This window comes from Chloracidobacterium sp. (genome assembly GCA_015075585.1).
In the GTDB taxonomy this organism is placed as follows: Bacteria; Acidobacteriota; Blastocatellia; order Pyrinomonadales; family Pyrinomonadaceae; genus OLB17.
Genome location: JABTUB010000001.1, coordinates 832,430 through 851,338 on the forward strand (window position 1 = coordinate 832,430; position 18,909 = coordinate 851,338).

The 18,909-nt window shown below is 54.0% G+C and carries 17 protein-coding genes; 8 read left to right on the forward strand and 9 right to left on the reverse strand.

Annotated features, from left to right (window positions below; all coding sequences use genetic code 11):
* Positions 1–29: 29 nt before the first annotated feature.
* Complete coding sequence (locus tag HS105_03775; GenBank protein ID MBE7515718.1) at positions 30–1,247, forward strand: AI-2E family transporter; 1,218 nt, start codon at positions 30–32, stop codon at positions 1,245–1,247.
* Positions 1,248–1,259: 12 nt separating this feature from the next.
* Here the strand turns inward: HS105_03775 and lpxK are convergent, their stop codons facing one another.
* The 4 genes from lpxK to HS105_03795 all read right to left on the reverse strand — a co-directional run bounded on the left by lpxK (position 1,260) and on the right by HS105_03795 (position 4,855).
* Positions 1,260–2,294: a tetraacyldisaccharide 4'-kinase gene (lpxK, locus tag HS105_03780; GenBank protein MBE7515719.1), complete on the reverse strand. Its 1,035-nt coding sequence runs from the start codon at positions 2,292–2,294 to the stop codon at positions 1,260–1,262.
* A 37-nt stretch (positions 2,295–2,331) separates the two neighbouring features.
* Positions 2,332–3,414: an anthranilate phosphoribosyltransferase gene (gene trpD / locus HS105_03785; GenBank protein ID MBE7515720.1), complete on the reverse strand. Its 1,083-nt coding sequence runs from the start codon at positions 3,412–3,414 to the stop codon at positions 2,332–2,334.
* Between the two features lie 71 nt (positions 3,415–3,485).
* Positions 3,486–4,052 (reverse strand): aminodeoxychorismate/anthranilate synthase component II, encoded by a 567-nt coding sequence (locus HS105_03790; GenBank protein ID MBE7515721.1) that lies wholly within the window; start codon positions 4,050–4,052, stop codon positions 3,486–3,488.
* A 20-nt stretch (positions 4,053–4,072) separates the two neighbouring features.
* On the reverse strand, positions 4,073–4,855 hold the full coding sequence (locus HS105_03795) for an SDR family oxidoreductase (GenBank protein ID MBE7515722.1): 783 nt from the start codon (positions 4,853–4,855) through the stop codon (positions 4,073–4,075).
* Positions 4,856–4,890: 35 nt separating this feature from the next.
* Here HS105_03795 and HS105_03800 point away from each other — a divergent pair, with 35 nt between their 5' ends.
* Entirely contained in the window at positions 4,891–6,459 is a 1,569-nt protein-coding gene (locus tag HS105_03800; protein ID MBE7515723.1) for a hypothetical protein, read from the forward strand.
* Between the two features lie 21 nt (positions 6,460–6,480).
* Here HS105_03800 and HS105_03805 read toward each other — a convergent pair whose 3' ends face one another.
* Entirely contained in the window at positions 6,481–7,218 is a 738-nt protein-coding gene (locus HS105_03805) for a M48 family metallopeptidase (protein MBE7515724.1), read from the reverse strand.
* 92 nt (positions 7,219–7,310) lie between these two features.
* On the opposite strand from HS105_03805, the gene hrcA reads away from it, so the two are divergent.
* From hrcA to dnaJ, 4 genes are all read left to right on the forward strand, one after another.
* Complete coding sequence (gene hrcA / locus HS105_03810) at positions 7,311–8,456, forward strand: heat-inducible transcription repressor HrcA (GenBank protein MBE7515725.1); 1,146 nt, start codon at positions 7,311–7,313, stop codon at positions 8,454–8,456.
* A 33-nt stretch (positions 8,457–8,489) separates the two neighbouring features.
* On the forward strand, positions 8,490–9,323 hold the full coding sequence (locus HS105_03815; GenBank protein ID MBE7515726.1) for a nucleotide exchange factor GrpE: 834 nt from the start codon (positions 8,490–8,492) through the stop codon (positions 9,321–9,323).
* A 37-nt stretch (positions 9,324–9,360) separates the two neighbouring features.
* Positions 9,361–11,166, forward strand: coding sequence for a molecular chaperone DnaK (gene dnaK, locus HS105_03820; protein MBE7515727.1), 1,806 nt, complete (start codon positions 9,361–9,363; stop codon positions 11,164–11,166).
* A 157-nt stretch (positions 11,167–11,323) separates the two neighbouring features.
* Positions 11,324–12,421 carry a molecular chaperone DnaJ gene (gene dnaJ, locus HS105_03825; GenBank protein MBE7515728.1) on the forward strand — a complete coding sequence of 366 codons (1,098 nt, stop codon included), beginning with the start codon at positions 11,324–11,326 and terminating at the stop codon, positions 12,419–12,421.
* Between the two features lie 91 nt (positions 12,422–12,512).
* Here the strand turns inward: dnaJ and HS105_03830 are convergent, their stop codons facing one another.
* The 4 genes from HS105_03830 to HS105_03845 all read right to left on the reverse strand — a co-directional run bounded on the left by HS105_03830 (position 12,513) and on the right by HS105_03845 (position 16,893).
* Positions 12,513–13,061, reverse strand: coding sequence for a hypothetical protein (locus HS105_03830; protein MBE7515729.1), 549 nt, complete (start codon positions 13,059–13,061; stop codon positions 12,513–12,515).
* On the reverse strand, positions 13,058–14,290 hold the full coding sequence (pepT, locus tag HS105_03835; GenBank protein ID MBE7515730.1) for a peptidase T: 1,233 nt from the start codon (positions 14,288–14,290) through the stop codon (positions 13,058–13,060). Before pepT ends, HS105_03830 begins: the two co-directional genes overlap by 4 nt.
* Positions 14,291–15,061: 771 nt before the next feature.
* Positions 15,062–15,475, reverse strand: coding sequence for a hypothetical protein (locus HS105_03840; GenBank protein ID MBE7515731.1), 414 nt, complete (start codon positions 15,473–15,475; stop codon positions 15,062–15,064).
* Entirely contained in the window at positions 15,460–16,893 is a 1,434-nt protein-coding gene (locus HS105_03845; GenBank protein ID MBE7515732.1) for an aldehyde dehydrogenase, read from the reverse strand. Before HS105_03845 ends, HS105_03840 begins: the two co-directional genes overlap by 16 nt.
* Before the next feature lie 136 nt (positions 16,894–17,029).
* On the opposite strand from HS105_03845, the gene HS105_03850 reads away from it, so the two are divergent.
* A complete protein-coding gene (locus HS105_03850) occupies positions 17,030–17,449 on the forward strand; it encodes a DUF4190 domain-containing protein (protein ID MBE7515733.1) in 420 nt (139 codons plus the stop codon).
* A complete protein-coding gene (locus tag HS105_03855; GenBank protein MBE7515734.1) occupies positions 17,449–18,828 on the forward strand; it encodes a M48 family metallopeptidase in 1,380 nt (459 codons plus the stop codon). Before HS105_03850 ends, HS105_03855 begins: the two co-directional genes overlap by 1 nt.
* The last annotated feature ends 81 nt before the right edge of the window (positions 18,829–18,909 follow it).

Sequence of the window (18,909 nt, forward strand, 5' to 3'; positions counted from 1 at the left end):
CGGAAATAGCGTATATTAGACGAGCGAATATGCAGGACGACGAGCTTCAAGAACCCCTCGATATTCCTGAGGAAACGGCAGTGGAACCGGCCGCGTTCCGGACGGTTCGTCTCGATCCGTCATCGCCCTCGATCCGTTCGATCGTTCGGGTGGTCGTCATCGCATTGATCGGCGTTGCCATCTCGGGCTGGGTTCAGAGCATCGTTTCATCGCTCTCGTATCTGTTCTTTTTGATCGTGCTGTCGCTGTTCTTTGCCTATTTGATCGATCCGATCGTGAAGCTGATCAGACGGCCGTTCAAGGCTCACGGCGTTGAGCGTTTTATGCCGCGTTCGGTTGCGATCCTGCTGGCATACATACTTGTTTTCGGCGGCATAGGTTTCGCAATTTCAAATCTTGCGCCGCGGGTTGTCGAGCAAGCAAAAGAGTTCGGACAGAATCTTCCGAGTTACGGGGCGACGCTCCGGCAAAAACTCAATGAACTGAACGGCCGCTTTGACCGCCTTCGAATCCCCGACGAGATCCAATCAGACCTTACAAAGAAAGCGACCGAGATCGCGGGTTCGATATCGGCGACCTTGGGTGTGTTTTTCTTAACGGTCGCAACATTTGTCCCATGGCTGATACTTATACCGGTGATCGCGTTCTTTTTCCTAAAGGATGCGAACCTGTTCCGTCTCGGCGTTCTCAGATCATTTCCGGCCGGGCGCTGGCGTATGCGCGCGGAAATGGTGCTGCAAGATCTCAATACTACGCTTGCTGCATATACGCGGGCGCAGTTGATATCGTGTTTCCTTATCGGTTTGATCTGCGTGCTGGGCTTTTATATGCTTGGCATGAAATACGCATTGCTGCTTGGTATCATAGCCGGTATCTTTGAATTCGTGCCGCTGCTCGGGCCGGCACTTGTGGGCGTAATAGTCGTTGCGACCGCCGTGGCTTCAGAGAACCCATGGCGTGGGCTATATGTTGCGGTCTTTTTGATAGTGCTTCGGGTCATTCAGGATTATCTGATGTATCCTCGCATTGTGCGTGGCGGCATTCACCTGCACCCGCTTGCGATCATTCTCGCGATCCTTGCAGGCGAACAGATCGCCGGCATTCCGGGTGTATTCGTGTCAATTCCGTTCGTTGCCGTCGCAACGGTTGCCTATCGGCATATTCTTGATCACCGAGGCCATCGCAGCCTTATCGCAAGCTGGATCGAAGGCTCCGAACAGACCAAGCAAAGTAATGCCGACGCGTAGTTTCGTGCAAATTTAGAACCGACCTTTTGATCGAAGCATTTCGACGAAGTCATCGCATCGGTCGATCTCGATCTCGGTCTCAACAACAAAGCAGGGAAGCGGCAACTCAAAGTGCCGCAGCCTTTCGGCATCTTTTGCGGTGGTGAGAAGCGCGCTTGCGCCCGAAAGGCGAGCTTCATCCGCGATCCGTTCGATATCGTCTTCTGTAAAGCGATGGTGGTCTTTGAATATTTGTGTATCCGCAAGCGTATAGCCGCCGCGGCGAAGCAATTCAAAGAAGCTCTCGGGATTTCCGATACCGCAGAACGCATAGGAACGGCCTTCATGAACGGCTGCGAGCTGCTCTCCGTTGTTCGCTGCATCATTCGATCCGATCAGCCGCTTTATTCGCGTTCTGCATGTAAAGATGTCGAGCTTCGGGTTGATCTCCAAAAGATCAGCCTTGATCGTGTCGATATGGCGGACGAGGTCGGCACGCGTGATCATGGCGATGTCCGCTCGCTGAAGGCCTTTTAGAGGTTCACGCAGGCGGCCGGCCGGCAAGAGTTCGCCGCCGCCAAAAGGATCGGTCGCATCGATGCACACGATGTCGAGATCCCGCTTGAGTTTTCGATGTTGAAAACCGTCGTCAAGCACAAAGACCGCGGTTCCGAATCGCCTGACAGCCCATTCGCCGGCTGAAAGTCGATCCGCGTCGGCTATCACGATGGCGCGTTCCTGAAGGTTTCGTGCTAATTCGACCGGCTCATCGCCGCCGGCATCTGCGTCAGCAAGCACGTTTTTCCCGTCGCTTACGAGTACACGTTTGCGTGATTCCTTTCGCCCGTAGCCTCGTGTTAGGATGCACACCGGCGAGCCGTGTGCAGAGAGTGAATTCGCAACGAATGCTGTCAGCGGCGTCTTTCCGGTGCCGCCTGTGGTCAGATTGCCGATGCTTATGACACGAGCGTTCAGCGAGGCTGTATGAAATACGCCGCGATCGTAGAGCGTATTCCTCAGATCTGTGACCTTTTCGTAAATGAATGAGAGCAGCCTCATCGCCGACATTATCGGCTATCAGCGCGACAGCGGCAAAATACGTTAGTTATTTCTTTCCTGCCGCTGCAAGGCGTTCGAGCTTTGTTTGTGCCCGACCGCTGTCGATGGAATGCTCGGCGAGCCTTGCTGCTTGAAGTGTTGTCTTTGCCAAGCCGCCGATAAGTATCGCCGCCGCAGCGTTCATTACGATAAGCGATCGGGCCTCGTCGCGGCGTTTGCTTTCGAGGACGTCGCGTATGATAGCGGCGCTTTCTTTTGCGGAGTGGCACTTCAGCCCCGCGGTGCTGCCTTTTTTCAAACCGAAATCTTCGGGTGTGAGCGTGAATGTGCGTGTCTTGTTGCCGATCGCCTCCATAACGTGCGTCGGTCCTGAGATCGAGATCTCATCGAGGCCGTCAACGCCCTGAACGACCCACGCCTTATCAACCTTCAGCATCGCGAGTGCATTGCCTACAGGCGAGATCAGCGAATGATGCCAAAGGCCGATCAGCATTCGCGATACGGGAGCAGGATTTGCTATTGCTCCCAATAGATTCAGACAAGTGCGAATGCCGAGTGCTCGGCGTACCATGCCTACGCGGTTTAGCGAAGGATGAAACTTCGGTGCCGCCATAAAGCAAATCTCGATCCCGTCAAGCGCTGATTGTGCCGTTTCAACATCAGCCGCGGGCTTAATGCCGAGTTCGGCGAGCACGTCGGAACTGCCGATGGCTGTCGTAACGCCGCGATTGCTTTGTTTTGCCACCGGAAGGCCAGCTCCTGCCGCTACGATAGCCGCCGCCGTCGAGACATTGAAGGTCTTTGCAGATGAAGAGCCTGTGCCGGCGATATCAACCGCGTTTTTCGGTACTGACCGCAGATGGATCGCCTGCTCCCGCATTACCTTCGTCATTCCCGCAAGCTCCTCGGCGGTTTCGCCTTTTGCGGTCAATGCCGTAAGAGCAGCGGCGATCTGGATCGAACCGTGACGCCCGTCTGTGAGGATGCGGAAAAAGTTTGCGGCGTCGGGCGCAGTGAGATGCTCACCGCGGATGAGCTTAACGATGTATGGGAACAGCGGCGAATCGGCCTTTGGATTTGTTGCTGAAACCGGAGCGGACATTAACCACTCGGTCTTTGTCTGGTGCATAGCAATTTGACGGCCGGGAGTAGAATGGAAAGCAGTGAGCGGGGAGTGAAAACGCTCCCATTACTACTTTCTCAAAGTTCAAGGAAGTTTTGCAACAATTTTTTACCGTGGTCGCTCAATATCGACTCAGGATGGAACTGTACGCCCTCGATCTTTTTGGTTCTGTGCCGCAATCCCATTACAAGCCCGTCGGGCGACTCTGCCGACACCACAAGTTCAGCAGGCAGTGAATCGCGATCAACGACGAGCGAATGATACCTTCCGGCCGCAAAGCTCTGCGGTATGCCGGAAAAGACCGTCTTGCCGTCATGAACGATCTCAACCGGTTTGCCGTGGACAGGTTCAGGCGCTCGAATGACCTTGCCGCCAAAGTGCTGTCCTATCGCTTGGTGCCCGAGACAAACCCCAAGGATCGGGACGCGGCCCGCAAACCGTTCGATCACACCAAGCGAGATGCCTGCGGTGTCCGGCGTTCCGGGCCCCGGCGAGATCACGATGTGCTGCGGCCGCAGGTCTTCGTCCACTTCATCAACGGACACTTCATCATTTCGCACAACTTTCATCTCGGCGCCCAATTCGCCGAAATATTGGACGAGGTTGAAGGTAAAAGAATCGTAATTGTCTATAACAAGAAGCATTGTCTCTGTTTCGCGGCCGGTTATGTCAGGCTCGTTCCAAGCATCCATGCACCGCCGTCCACCACAAGCGTAACACCGTTGATATAGCTTGCGGCATCGGATGCAAGGAATAGGGCGGCGTTTCGAATGTCCTCGATGCGGCCGAACCTGCCGAGCGGAATGCGCTTTGCAAGTTTGTCGCGCAGTTCGGGCAGCAGCAGGCGTTTCATCCCCTCAGTATCTTCGATCGGCCCCGGAGCGATTCCGTTAACTCGGATGCCGTGCATACCCCATTCGACCGAAAGGTTGCGCGTGACAGCATCGACCGCGGCCTTCGCCGCCGATACATGTATCTGCATCGGCGTAGCCAGATAATGCAGTGTGGCCGAGATGTTGATTATCTGCCCTCTCGACGATCTTAATGCCTCGAACGCCGCACGACAGGTGTTGAATGTGCCCTTGGTGTCTATGTCTATCACGGTTCCGAAGCCGTTCGGCGACAGCTCGTTCGCCGCACAGAGAAAGTTGCCCGCGGCACCGTTGACCACGATATCGAGACGTCCGTAATGATCCAGCGTTCGGCGGATGGCTTCTTCGATCGCGGCAGAATCGCGAACGTCCGCCGCGATCGCGAGACACTCGCCGCCGTTCTCTTCGATGAACTGCTTTTGTGCGATCAGATTGTCCTCTTTACGGCTGATTATCGTAAGCTTTGCTCCGTGTTCCGCAAAGGCTCGGGCGACGCCGCCGGTAATGCCCGTGCCGCCGCCTGTAACAAATGCGATCTTTCCCTGTAAAATGTCTTTGCAGAATACTCTGTCCATAGTGCACGAATTTTAACATACGACGCCAACCGCCCATGAACAAGCGATCAGCAGTCTCAAGATTTCCCGGTACAGGCCTTGTGCTGTCAGCACTGTGTATTTTCGCATCGGCGCTTTTCCTGGCGGCGTGTTCAGAACCGCCGCGAACGGATCTTCGCACCTTTGTACCGGCAGAATCACTCGTATATCTTGAGACAAATGACCTCGCAGCGGCCCTGCAGCCGGTGATCGACAGCAAGCCAATGAGCGAGCTTGTGGCGACAAAAGCCGATCTGTCGATGCTGCGCGGCGTACAAATGGCGGTCGCGGTGACGGGCTTTGTTGCGTCTGAAGAGAAGATCAATGAAACGCAGAGCGTCGGACGGATTCGCCCGCGTTTTGTTGCAGTGGTCGATACTCACAAATGGAATTATCAGGTCGAGCAATTTGTCGAACAAAAGCTCGGCAGCTTTGTCGAAACGATCTACAACAGTGAGCCAAAACTCGATAAGGGCACGAAAAATAGCGGCAGTTACTTCAAATGGACCGCGGAAGACGGACGTACGGCCTTTGCTCTTGTCGTGAACGGGATCATTTATTTTGGAAATGATGAGACTGCGATCGATAAGTGTCTCGCGGCCAAACGCGGCGAGATCGACAGCGTCGCAAAGCTGAACAAAGTGCCTCAGATCGATGAAAAAGTGCTTGCGGCGGGTTATGTTTCCACTGACGGTGTGGCGCAGATAGCCAACGTGATTTCGCTTCAATTCGCGGGCGAAGCGAGCGATGAGGCGGAAGTTCAGTCGGCGCTCGCGGGAATTTTGCCGCAGATCATTCGCGGAACAATAACTGATGTTAGCTGGTCGCAACACGAGAGCGCGGCGGGCATCGAAGATACATATCAGGTCGGCACGCCGCCGGATATCGCAACTGCATTTTCTGAGGCAATGAAGCCTTCGGGGTCTGATGATCAAGGTCTTGCCGGTTCATTGCGCGGCGATATTCAAACTGCGACCAGCTACGACCTGAAAGACCCTCTGACCGCGTGGAATACGATCGTTGACCGTCTGAAGAATATACTTGACCCGCGTTCCAAAATGATGGCGGATCTGATTGTCCCGGTGCTTTTCGAAGCCTACGGAATTGAGAAACCAAGCGATTTCCTTGCATCTGCCGGGCCGATCATTCGTACTGAAAGCGGCGGTAAGGACGGCGACCAACATATGGTTGCCGCAATGGTAAAGGATCATGATCGGTTGATAGCGGCTCTCGCAAACCCACAAAAAGGCAAGGCTGAGGACGGCGATCTTGCCGTGCGTTCATCGGACGGGCTTGTTGAGTTCGGTTCGCCCGAACTTATCGCGCAGATAGATGCTCAGCCGACAGGCGAAGATCGGTTCAAGTCAATGCTTACCGTATCGAAAACAGCGACGGTCCGAACGATCTCGGTCTCGGCGGACGATACAGCGAAGGTCTGCGATCTGTTGACGACGTGCATCGATAAGAAAAAGGCGTCGGCAATTTCATTAACCGAAACGAGCTTCAACAGATCGGGTGTCGAACGAAGGACCATTTCCGATCTGGGCCTGATCGGCTGGATCATCGGACAACTTGTTGAGGAATGACAGCCCAGTCCGGTAACTCTGTCATCTCTTTTTTCGTTTGGCGGCACGTTTCATACGAGCTGTATTATTTTCGATCCACCTTTCGGCCGATGCGTAATGGCGAAACTTCTTTTCGTCACTGCGAAATGCGGGAGTGTGGTTGCGCCGCCGGCCGTTCACATATTGCGTGGGGTGAAATATGTGCAGCATCTCGTGAAAAAGGATGTAAGAAACCACATAACGCGGCACGGAGGCCGAGTCAAATGATCGGCTGACCGTAATATGATCGAGCGTCTCATCGTGGTGCCCAAGAAGGCGGTACGTTCTTTTTGCCGACCAAGTGAGCGTGGGTTTTGCGAGCGTACTCCCGAAATAGACGCGGTTTAACTCATCAAAAAGCTCGTCGAGGTCGTAGATCTCGCCTTTCGAGGATGTTACTACCTTGCGCGCTCGGCTTCGACGCGATTGACGCGCCCTTTCGTGCATTTGATCGGAACGCACATACTCATTGTAGGCATTTCGAGCGGCCGCAGGTATCCGTTTTCCGAAGAGCTTGCCAACCAAGATATACGCAAGAGCCCGCTGCAATGGAAGCGGCATATCGCTGCAAATCGTCCCGATGCGAACCAATATCACGCCGTCTCGAATGCGAACCGTATGATTTATCCCGATATAAGGGTAAAATGAAACACGGACCACCGGGATCGTACGCTCCGGTTCATAGCGGGCGAACGCTTCTTCGTAAAATTCCTTTATCGTTGAGAGGGATTCGTGTGGCAAAACAATGTTAGTCAAAGTTTAATTTATCTTGACAATCGATCGAGCGAAATGCTATCCATTTATATGGGAAGAGCATACCGCTTGACGGCAGTATGTTTCAAACCCGCCCAAACAGGAAGACCGGCCGCGACGCAAACCCAGGCGGCGAGCGCAGCAGCGAAGCACTCGATCATCGCGCGCAGATCATCCTGACGGCCATTATCAATGAACACTTTGTCACGGGAGAGCCTGTGAGTTCAAAGGTACTTGCCGAGCGGTTCGCCAATGCATCAGGGCTTAGCTCAGCTACGATCCGAAATGTAATGGCAGAACTTGAAGAACGCGGAATGCTTGAGCAGCCGCACACTTCAGCCGGACGAGTTCCTACCGATAAAGGCTACCGGTTCTACGTTGACAATCTGCTCGGGGTGCTGAGCATATCGAATGATGACCTGCATCGCATCGGCGAAGAGTATGGCCTTACATTCAACGATCAGTACGAAACACCCGACAGGCTGATGGAACGTACGTCCCATTTACTATCGGCTCTTTCAAATAATGTGGGTATTGTCGTTTCGCCGTCATTGGCGACCGACCGCCTGCAGCATATCGAGTTCGTCGGCCTGAGTGACGACCGCATTTTGGTTGTCCTGGTTTCGGCACCGAATATCGTGCACAACAAGATCATTCGGACCGGCATTACCTTTTCGAGGGACGAGCTTGAAAGAACGGCAAACTATCTGAACAGGGAATTTGCCGGCAAGAGTCTGGCCGAGACGCGTGCTGAGATCATACGTCAGATGCACGAGGAAAAGGCCTTATTTGACAAACAGCTGCAATCTGCCGCGATCCTTTGTACTCAGAGTATCGAGAACGAGGATGAAGCGGGCGAGGTTTTTGTTGACGGTACCACGAACATCCTTACGAAAAAGGATTTTACCGACCTCGAGAACCTGCGGGAATTGCTGCGGACGATCGGCGAGCGGTCACGCCTGCTTCAGATCCTAACCGAATGTATCGAAACGGATACGGCGGCCAAAGGTGATGTTCAGATCATGATCGGAAGTGAGCATCGGACGCCGAGCATGCAGAATTGCACGCTCATTTCCGCTCCGTACCGCATCGCGGGCAGCAGTGCGATCGGCACACTGAGCGTGCTCGGCCCCACGAGGATCGAGTACCCGAGGATGATCTCGATCGTCTCGTATGTAGCGAAGACATTGGAACGGATGATGTCATCCGGTTCTCCGCACGAATAGGGCGACAGGCATTGTCGCTCCGGCCAATGCCTTATGGACCCCAAGGAACAAATTTCAGACCCCGAAGACCCGATCCGAGAGATAGATGGCGATATGACATCGTCCGTCGAGGATTTCATCCGCGAACTTGAGGCCAAGGAAAGGGACCTTCATATCACGTCCGATCTTTCTATTGAGATCGCCGATGCGGACGAAGACCACGAAACGGTGCCCGATTTTGTTATGGAGGAGATCGGCTCTCCTGCGGTCGCGAATGCTCAGGCCGCGGCTGCCTCCAAAGTTAGTAATTTCGAGCTCGAGAATGAGATCGCCGCACTGAAGCTCAAAGTATTCGAGCTGCGAAACGAACGCAACGAGATACAGGAAAAAAGTGATCGCAGGTTGAAGGATTTCGAGAACTTCAAGTATCGCGTTGATCGTGAGCGTCGCGGTGCTTTTATCGATCAGATCGCAAATCTGGGCGTCCAGATGCTCCCGGTACTCGATAATCTTAACCGAGCGCTCGACGTTTCACCGGCTGAGCTAGCCGGAAGAACGCCTGAATTCAAACATCTTTTTGACGGGCTTGTGCTGGTCAATCAGCAGATGAATGAGGTATTTGCCGGCATGGGCGTGATCTCGATCCCGGCTATGGGCGAGCGTTTTGACCCGAATTTTCACGAGGCAGTTGCGATGGAGGAACGCGATGATCTTGAGCCGAACATTATCATCGATGAGATGCTCCGCGGCTACCGCATCGGCAACAGAGTGATCCGCCACTCGATGGTACGAGTTTCGGCCCCAAAGGCCGCTCCCAAGGCCTCCGAAGAAGCATCGGAGGATCTTTCACCTGAAACGGACGTCTCGGAGAGCGAGGCTGCCGAATGATATATCTCACAGAACCCGAAGCAAAAGGATATAGATTATGGGCAAGGTAATAGGAATCGATCTTGGTACAACGAACTGCTGCGTCTCGGTACTCGAAGGCGGAACGGTCCAGATCATCTCAAATAAAGAAGGCGGGCGTACGACGCCGTCGGTCATCGGGTTTACGGACAAAGACGAGCGTCTTGTAGGGCAGATCGCCAAACGCCAGGCGGTAACGAACGCGGCGAATACGCTCTTCGCTGTAAAGCGCCTCATAGGACGTAAATTCGATGCTCCGGAGGTCGAAAAGATGCGCAAAAGCGTGCCTTTCGAGATCGTGAAATCGCCGAATGGCGACGCCCATATTCGCGTGCTCGACCGTGTTTACAGCCCGCCTGAGATATCGGCGATACTGCTCCAGCGTTTAAAGCTAGCGGCTGAAGAATTCCTCGGTGACAAGGTTACCGAGGCGATCATTACGGTTCCCGCGTACTTTGACGATATGCAGCGGCAAGCGACGCGTGACGCCGGCAAGATCGCGGGCCTTGAGGTCGAACGTATCATTAACGAGCCGACGGCGGCTGCCCTTGCCTATGGGTTCGGCAAGGCAAAGACCGAAAAGGTTGCCGTCTATGACCTCGGCGGCGGTACATTCGATATCTCGATCCTGGAGATCAACGACGGCGTCTTCGAGGTGCTGTCAACATCCGGAAATACGTTCCTCGGCGGCGAGGACTTTGACGAACGCATACTCGAATGGCTTGTGGAAGGATTCCAGACCGAGAACGGTATTGATCTGCGCAAGGACCGATTGGCACTCCAACGGCTCAAGGAAGCCGCGGAGCGGGCCAAATGCGAGCTTTCGAGCGTGGCTGAGACGACGATCAGTCTGCCCTTCATCGCAGCCGATGCCACAGGCCCGAAACACATAAATTCAGTTTTGACACGCGACAAATTCGAAGAATTGGTAATAGACCTTGTCGAGTCGTCGGTCGAGCCATGTCAAAAGGCGCTGTGGGATGCAAAGCTTCAGCCTTCTGACATTGATAAGGTGATATTGGTAGGCGGCCAGACGCGTTCACCGATAATCGGGAGAACGGTTGTCGAGGTTTTCGGCAAGGCGGCGTCGTCCGAGATCAACCCCGACGAAGTTGTTGCGATGGGCGCCGCGATCCAAGGCGGTGTGCTCACCGGCGATGTCAAGGATATCGTGCTTCTCGACGTCCTGCCGTTGTCGCTGGGACTTGAAACGCGCGGTGGTCTTTTCGTAAAGCTCATCTCGCGTAACTCGACCATCCCGCTTAAGAATACGATGACGTTCACGACGGTCGTTGACAACCAGCAATCGGTCGAAGTGCACATTCTGCAGGGTGAACGCGAGATCGCATCGGCGAACCGGTCGCTCGGCAAATTCGAGCTTGTCGGAATTCCGCCGGCACCTCGCGGAGTTCCGCAGGTCGATGTGTCCTTTGAGATCGATGCGAACGGCATCGTAAGCGTTTCGGCGAAGGATAAGATGACCGGCCTCGAACAGGCGATGCAGATCACGCCGTCGTCAGGCCTGTCGCCTGACGAGATCGAGAAATTGATAATTGAGGCGGAGACGAGCGTTGAACGCGACCGAACCGAAAAGGATCTGATCGTAGAACGCAACAAACTGGATTCGCTGATACGCAACGCCCGCCGTGCGATGTCCGAGGTTGGGGCCGCTTTATCAGCAGAAGATCAGCAGACGATCAAAGCGATCCTCGGCGAGGCTGATGAGATGCTTGGCTCCGAAAGCCTCAGCCAACTGCGGGATCAGTTCTCAAGGGTCGAATCAGCGGCTAATCGGATTACCGCGGCAATGCTGACAATGGCTTAGATCCCGCTGCACGCTTGCGATAAACAGAATGGGCGTCATTTTCGGCGTCCATTCTTCATTCCCGGCACTGCTGAGGATAAGTTTTGCGTTCCGGTGCATTCATTTGAGATAATATTTAGTGCGTTAGGCCACCGATCGTGGGCTGGCGCTTTTTTGGATGAGTAAGCGAGATTATTACGAGATATTAGGCGTGACACGCACCGCGACCGAGGTAGAGATCAAGCGTGCATATCGAAGCCTTGCGGTACAGCACCATCCGGATAAGAATCCGGGCGATGCGGAAGCCGAAGACAAATTCAAAGAAGCAGCCGAAGCCTATAGTGTCTTGTCCGACAGCCAAAAGCGGGCTGCATACGATAGGTTCGGCCATCGCGGCGTCAGTGCGGGTGCAGGCGGCTATGATGCCGGATACTCGAATTTCGAGGATATATTCGATATGTTCGGGTTCGGTGATATGTTTGGGCGGCGCTCGACACGCTCGACCGTACAGCGCGGTTCCGATCTTCGATTCGACCTTCAGATCACGCTAGAAGATGCGGCGTTGGGCAAGGATGAGAAGCTCCGTATCCCTCGCCTTGAACAGTGCGATGAATGCAGCGGCACAGGTGCCGAAAAAGGCACACAACCGGAGATCTGCATTACGTGTAAAGGCAGCGGCCAAACGAGTTACAGTCAAGGGTTCTTCAGCGTGATGCGGACGTGTGCGAACTGCGGCGGCAAGGGCCGCATCATTAAGTCGCCCTGCAAAACGTGCCGCGGACAAGGCCGTGTCGAACGCGAAAAGACCATAGAGATAAAGATACCCGCCGGCGTTGAGACCGGTTCGCGTCTGCGTGTTGCCGGCGAAGGTGAGTCGGGTACGAACGGCGGCGGCCCCGGCGACCTTTATGTCGTGATCCACGTTGCTGATCACGAGCGTTTCGAACGTCAGGGCGCGAATCTCTATTCGGCGGTTCCTATCACGTTCGCGCAGGCGGCGTTGGGTGCTGATATCGACGTTCCGACGCTGGATGGTAACGAGAAGATAAAAGTTCCTGCCGGTACGCAGACCGGCACGGTCTTCCGTGTCAGGTCACAGGGAATGCCCGTGCTTGGCGGCCGCGGTAAAGGTGATCTTTTCGTTGCAGTGACGGTTGTTACGCCTAAGAAATTGACAGGCGAACAGCGAAAATTACTGGAACAGCTTGCCGAAGTTGAAACGTCCGATTTTTCGGACGAGTCATTTTTAGACAAGGTACGGAATATCTTTAGCTGAGCTTTTGCATCGCATAGAAGAACACGGGGTACGACCCAAGGTCGTACCCCGTGTTCTTTGGTACTGATGTCGGCATCTGAATTATCGCTGCTCAATATCGCTTGAGCGACCTCAGGATCTTTTCAGTGTCGGCGAGCGATATCATTACAAGGCTCTCATCCTCGGAGTCGACGTTTCCGTTGTAGTGAAACGCCGTTTTGCCGACAGAGAACCACTCGGTCATCGCAAAGTTAGGCATCTTCTTGCCGTCCTCATCCAACGGCTGATAGAGCAGATAAACCCGTCCGACGCCGGTTCGCAGCGTCCGCGCGCCGTCGTACATCAGATCGCCGAGGCCGTCGAAGCCGGCCGTGATCGAGAAGCTCTGCTTCTTATCATCTTTCAATATGCGCCGGTAGGTTACCGAGAAGACCTTGTCTTCGATCTTTACCTTCCTGCCGAGGCTGCTCTCGACCGCCGCGATCTCAAAGCCGGCAGGAAGCCACGTAGGCAGCGGGAATGCGAGTGAGCGTTTCGCCGCATCCAGTTCTTTTTTTGCGGCAGGCGTCAAACCCGGAAATGTCGTTCTCTGTGCAGCTGCAACCGCAGCCAATAAAAAGATCGCTGCGAATATCGAGAGGCTTCGCTTCATAAACGTCATTTTGCTTTCTCCGCCCATATCTGTACTAGGTTCACAAGCGTCTCGGTCGTTTTCTCAAGGCCTTTGCGCGAGTTGAATTCGAGTTTGCCGTGGAAATTATGTCCGCCGGTGAAAAGGTTCGGCGTAGGCAGTCCGCGCGCGGTCAGGTTCGAGCCGTCCGTGCCGCCGCGTATCGGCGTAAGCTTTGCCGTAATGCCCGCGCGTTTCGCGGCCTCGATGGCATAGTCGGTCAACTGCGGATAATCCTTTAAGACCTCGAACATATTCAGGTAACCAAGCTCACTCTTATATTCGATCTTGACGTTCGGATATTTCGCCTGTGTACGCGCGATCACCTGCTTCACGGCCTCTTCCTGTGCGGCGAGGCCCGCGATGTCAAAGTTTCTGAGCAGCACCTTGACCACCGAGGTCTCTTCGCCCATCGTCGCAACATACGGGTGCAGAAAGCCTTCGCGTTTTTCCGTCGTCTCCGGCCGATTGGGCACCATATCGGGAAAATTACCGAGGAAATCGCCCGCAGCGTACATCGAATTGATCATGATCCCCTTCGCAGTGCCCGGATGCGTATTCTTACCGTGAAAAGTGACGGTTGCGGTGCGTGCGGACCACGTCTCGTTCGAGATATCGCCCAACTCTTCGCCATCGACAGTGTAAGCGAATTTCGCCCCCCAGCCCTTTATGTCGAATTTATCAATACCGCCGCCGACCTCCTCGTCCGGTGTGAACGCGATCGCGATGTTGCCGTGTTTGATCTGCGGATTCTGCTTCAGGATGTCGATCATCGTCATTATCTCGGCCACGCCCGACTTATCGTCCGAACCGAGCAGCGTCGTACCGTCCGCGGTGATGATGTCGTCGCCGATGAGATTCTTGAGATCGGGATTCTGCGCAACGGTGATGACCTGTGTCTTATCATTCGGCAGCACAATGTCGCCTCCCTGATAATTCTTGTGAATGATAGGGTTGACGTTCGCGCCCGAGACCGCCGGTGAAGTGTCCATATGTCCGATCAAGCCGATCGTCGGCACCTTTGAATTGTCGGGAAGATTGCCGGGGACCATACCATATACGATCGCAAATTCGCTCATACGCACATCCTGCACGCCAAGCTCCTTCAACTCCTTCTCCAGCAGCCGCGCAAGATCGAACTGCTTCTTTGTCGAAGGCACAGTATTCTGATCCTCGGCCGATTGCGTGTCGATCTTGACATACCGCAGGAACCGCGACATAGACGTTTCCTTTGGCGGCACCGTCTGGCCAAAGGACGAAAAAGCAAAAACCAATGTAAATAATGATGCAATGATGATTTTCATAAAATTATTGTCCCATAATTGTACCCGAGATGTCGCCAACGGCGACCAGGGTCTAAAGTCTAAGGCCTAGAGTAACGCAGTTGAGCCGCACTGTTTCAGTTCCAATCTATTCCGATTTGTCGCCGTTGGCGACTATGCAACCGCGTCCTAAGGAAAAACGCGGGTCAGGGCAGCAAGGGTTCTCACCTTGAGGGCGTCGTGCTTTCCCAAAAACAGAACTGGAAATCTGGTCGGGATAAAATCATCGAATATCGTGTTCCAGCGTAGATAGTGGCTACCTCCTCGATCGTTTCACCCTCATACCCCGTCGTCATTACGAATCGATCATTAGGCGGATCGAGATTCCGGTCAGAGAAGATGTAGGGATAATCTATGGGATCGTCCCACGACGAACATTCAAATCCAAACGAGCACGGATATCGACAACCCGTGGCTATCAATCGTTCGCTAAGGTTCTTCTGTTCCGGATCAGGTACATCTGTACGATCGTTTACGAGCAATAGAACATAGTCGTCATCTCCAAATGGCGACACAAACTCATCGGGGCTAAAAATCTCCTCGAACCATAGATCATGGCCCGTCGTCTTAACTAAATGCTCCACTTCCCGGAAATACTCAAGTACACATTCTTCTTTTCCGTGAAAAATCTGAGTGCTTCGAAGCCGCCTTCACGGCTGACACCAGATCCTAATAAGTCGTTTTCGTCATATCGAAAGAACATTTTCCATCACGATGTTTGGGATCGATAACGACAAGTTCCTTGAATCCAAGGACAGCGTACGGCTTTCTGTTCTCAGGATTAGGGTATAAAGTGCCAACGGACTTACAAGAGACAATTTCGCTATCAATTGTCAGAGTCTCACCATTGTTGCTAACGGTTATCTTGGCCTTTTGATCTGACGTGGAGTATTCGTGTTCCATTGCCGCAACAAATCTATCACGCGACTTCTTCAGCGTCTCTTCTTGAATCTCTTCCTTTGACTTCGAAGGCGAAGGGATGGGCGTATCCTTTGTCGCATTATTTCCCGATTTACACGCGAAGGTGGCGGCCAAGTACATAACGACAATGATCACTATAGTTCTATCTAATATTTTATGCATATGTTCTTCTCCTCGGTGAAGAATCGAACGGCTTCAAAGCCGCCTTCGCGGCCGACTCCTGAGTCTTTAACGCCGCCGAATGGTGTTCGCAGGTCGCGAAGGAGCCAGCAGTTTATCCAAACGATGCCGGATTCGAGCGCCGCCGCAACGCGATGCGCACGCGAAAGGTTTTCGGTCCAAACGGTTGCCGAGAGGCCGTAGCGAACGCTGTTCGCGTAACGCAGAACCTCGTCTTCGGTGTCGAACGGCATTATCGTTACCACCGGGCCGAAGATCTCTTCCTGGTTGGTTCGGCAATCGAACGGCAGGCCTTCGATCACGGTCGGTTCGATGAAAAAACCGGTCGTACCGGCCGCCGCCTGCCCGCCGCATAGGATCGTGCCGCCTTCGGTTTTTGCGAGTTCGATGTACGACATTATCTTCTCGAGGTGCTGCTTCGAGACGATAGCACCGACGTCGGTCGCTTCATCGGCCGGATCGCCAACTTTCAACGCCTTTACGCTCTCAACAAGATCATTTCGAAACCGTTCATAGATCGGCCGCTCGACAAATATGCGAGAGCCACAAAGGCATATCTCGCCCTGATTTGAGAACGACGAACGCACGCTTGTTGCGATCATCTCATCATAATTGCAGTCAGCAAAGATGATATTCGGATTCTTGCCCCCGAGCTCGAGCGAGAGTTTCTTGAACATCGGAGCTGCAACGCGTGCGATCTCTTCGCCGGTCTTTGTGCCGCCGGTGAACGAGATCGCTTTTGTGTCGGGATGTGCAACGATCGCCGAGCCGACCTTTGGCCCGGTGCCGTGGACGATATTCAGAACGCCGGGCGGCAATTCCGCTTCGATCGCAAGCTTCGAGAGCAAGTACGCGGTCATCGGCGTTATCTCGCTGGGCTTTGCGACGACGGTGCAGCCCGCGGCAAGTGCCGGCGCGACCTTCCACGTAAAGAGATAGAGCGGCAGATTCCAAGGCGAAATGCACCCGACGATGCCAAGCGGCCGGCGGAGCGTGTAGTTGATCGCGTTACGGCCGATCGTGTCGTGCGATTCATTTGCCATGTGCATTGCAGCGGTAGCATAAAATCGGAAATTTGCCGCGGCACGCGGTATATCGACTGAACGCGCCAGCGTAACGGGCTTGCCGTTGTCGATGGATTCGGCACCGGCAAGCATTTCGAGATCGCGTTCTATAAGGTCGGCGATGCGAAGCATTATCAAGCATCTTTCTTCGGCCTCTGTCGCTGCCCAGTCAGAGAACGCCGCTCGTGCCGCATTAACGGCCTGCTCGACATCGCGTTCATCCGAATCGGGCAATAGGGAATAGGCCCGGCCGCTCGACGGGTCGAGATTGTCGAGGTATTTTTGTGAGATCGGTTCGGAAAGCTTACCGTTTATGTAGTTTTGAAGGCGTTTCATTTTTTATTAACGAAATTAGAAAAAATAGCGTAATATGATTGTACCTGAATGAAGTAAATGTTGGTCGAGCTGTCAAGGCGTAACGCCACGGCTAACCTAGAATAACAGGATCGATACTGAAGCAAATATACTCAAGATGACCATCACTTGCCAGAAATGTGGCACGCCTAACCTGTCGCAGGCGGCCTTTTGCCAAAATTGCTCTTCGCCATTGGGCGGCTCCGCAACCGCGCCGCCGCCGCCGTGGCAGCAGATGCCCGTAGGCGGGCCTGTTGTGGGAGGGCAGAATTACGTAGCGGCACCGCCGGAAACCCAAAAGGCGATGATCGCAATGATACTGTCGATCGCGGCCTTATTGTGCTGCGGGCCATTCACCGGCGTTCCCGGAGCGATCTTAGGTTGGCTCGAGTTGACGGCAATAAAGGAAGGCCGTGCATCTGAGAAGGGTAAAATGATGGCAACTGTCGGGTTGTGGCTTGGTATCGGAGCAACCGTCATCCATATTGCCATTTGGGTTATCTGGATGTTGCTTGGAGCCCTAACCAGGCTGGGTTGATGTCGGAACTATCGTCAAATACATTTTGTGTCAACGGGCATCCGCAACCGGCCGCCGCGACGCGCTTCTGCATTTACTGCGGCGTTGCTATGGCCGCGCAGGCTCAGGCGCAAATGCCGCCGCAACAGCAACAACAATATCAAGCCCAGCCGCCGCCGTTTCAAGCCCAGCCGAAGTGCCAAGTTTGCGGCGGTGACGGCAGCGGATTGCCAGAAACAACGATACTGTGTACTCAATGCCGTTGGCTCAAGCCGTTAGTGCCGGGCTTTGCGATCCCGAATGAAGCTTTCGCTTGGGCCGCAGACGCCAAGGCGATGGCTGCATTGCGTGCGATGACGCCGCTGAACGCCGCGGCAAAGGCAGTTTCGGAAAAGGTCGGCCGCCGCTGGATCGAGGTTTCGTTCAACGGCATTTGTCTTGGCGAAAAACAACTGCCGCAAATTTTCGGGCAGGCCGTTCGCGCGGCACGCATTCTTGGGATGTCGCACATGCCCGATATTTATATATCGGGCGAAAGGCCATGGGAAATGTTGACCTTCGGTACGGATAAGGATTCGTTCATCGTCATCGGGTCGGCTATTGCGGGCAATTTTCACGGTGTTGACCTCTTGTATTTGCTTGCTCGCGAGATGGGCCATTGTAAGGCGGGACATGCACTTTGGAAGACTGTGATCAGATTCTTTCTCGGTGAGCGCGGCCCGCAGAAAGGTTTCATGGCGGGCGGCATTTTCAATGCTATACTCAGTCCGACCTCGATGATAACAGGGGCCATCGAAATACCGCTCCTTGCTTGGGCACGCCAGGCCGAGATAACGGCCGACCGTGCCGGATTGATAGCGGTTGCGAGTGAGAACGTCGCACGCCGCTCCCTGCTCACGCTTTCGCTCAAATCGTCGTATATGTTTCGGCAGGTCAATATGAACGCATGGCTGGAGCAGCAGCAGGTAGATCATGGCGATATGCTTCGCCTGTCAGAGCTTACGACGACATCAACACCGTATATCGGTCCGCGATTAAAACTTTTAAGCCAATTCGCAGCTAGTACCGAATTTCAACAAACCGTCGAATGGATCAAGGCGACACTTGCTCAGCATGCGCCGCCGAAGCCCACGGAAGATGCGACAAAGGCAGAACCTTCGGCTGCCGAAGCACCTGCTGCAAAGGAGCCGGCCGGCAGCGTTATACGGTTCAAGTGCGCGGCCTGTGCAACGCCGATGCGGATATCACGTTCGGTGTTGGCGGACAGATCAAAGTTGTCGGTCAAGTGCCCTAATGCAAAATGCGGAAAACTGACCGTCATTAAGACGAAACCAAAACCGGCAGAGTTAAAAGATTCTCCGGTGAAGCCAATAAAGGAGAACGAGAGCAATGACGAATGAGAACGACGCTACGAACATCAACCAAGATGAAATTGAAATTACGACAATGAGTGCCGATGACCCCGCGGCGCCGAGTGAAAT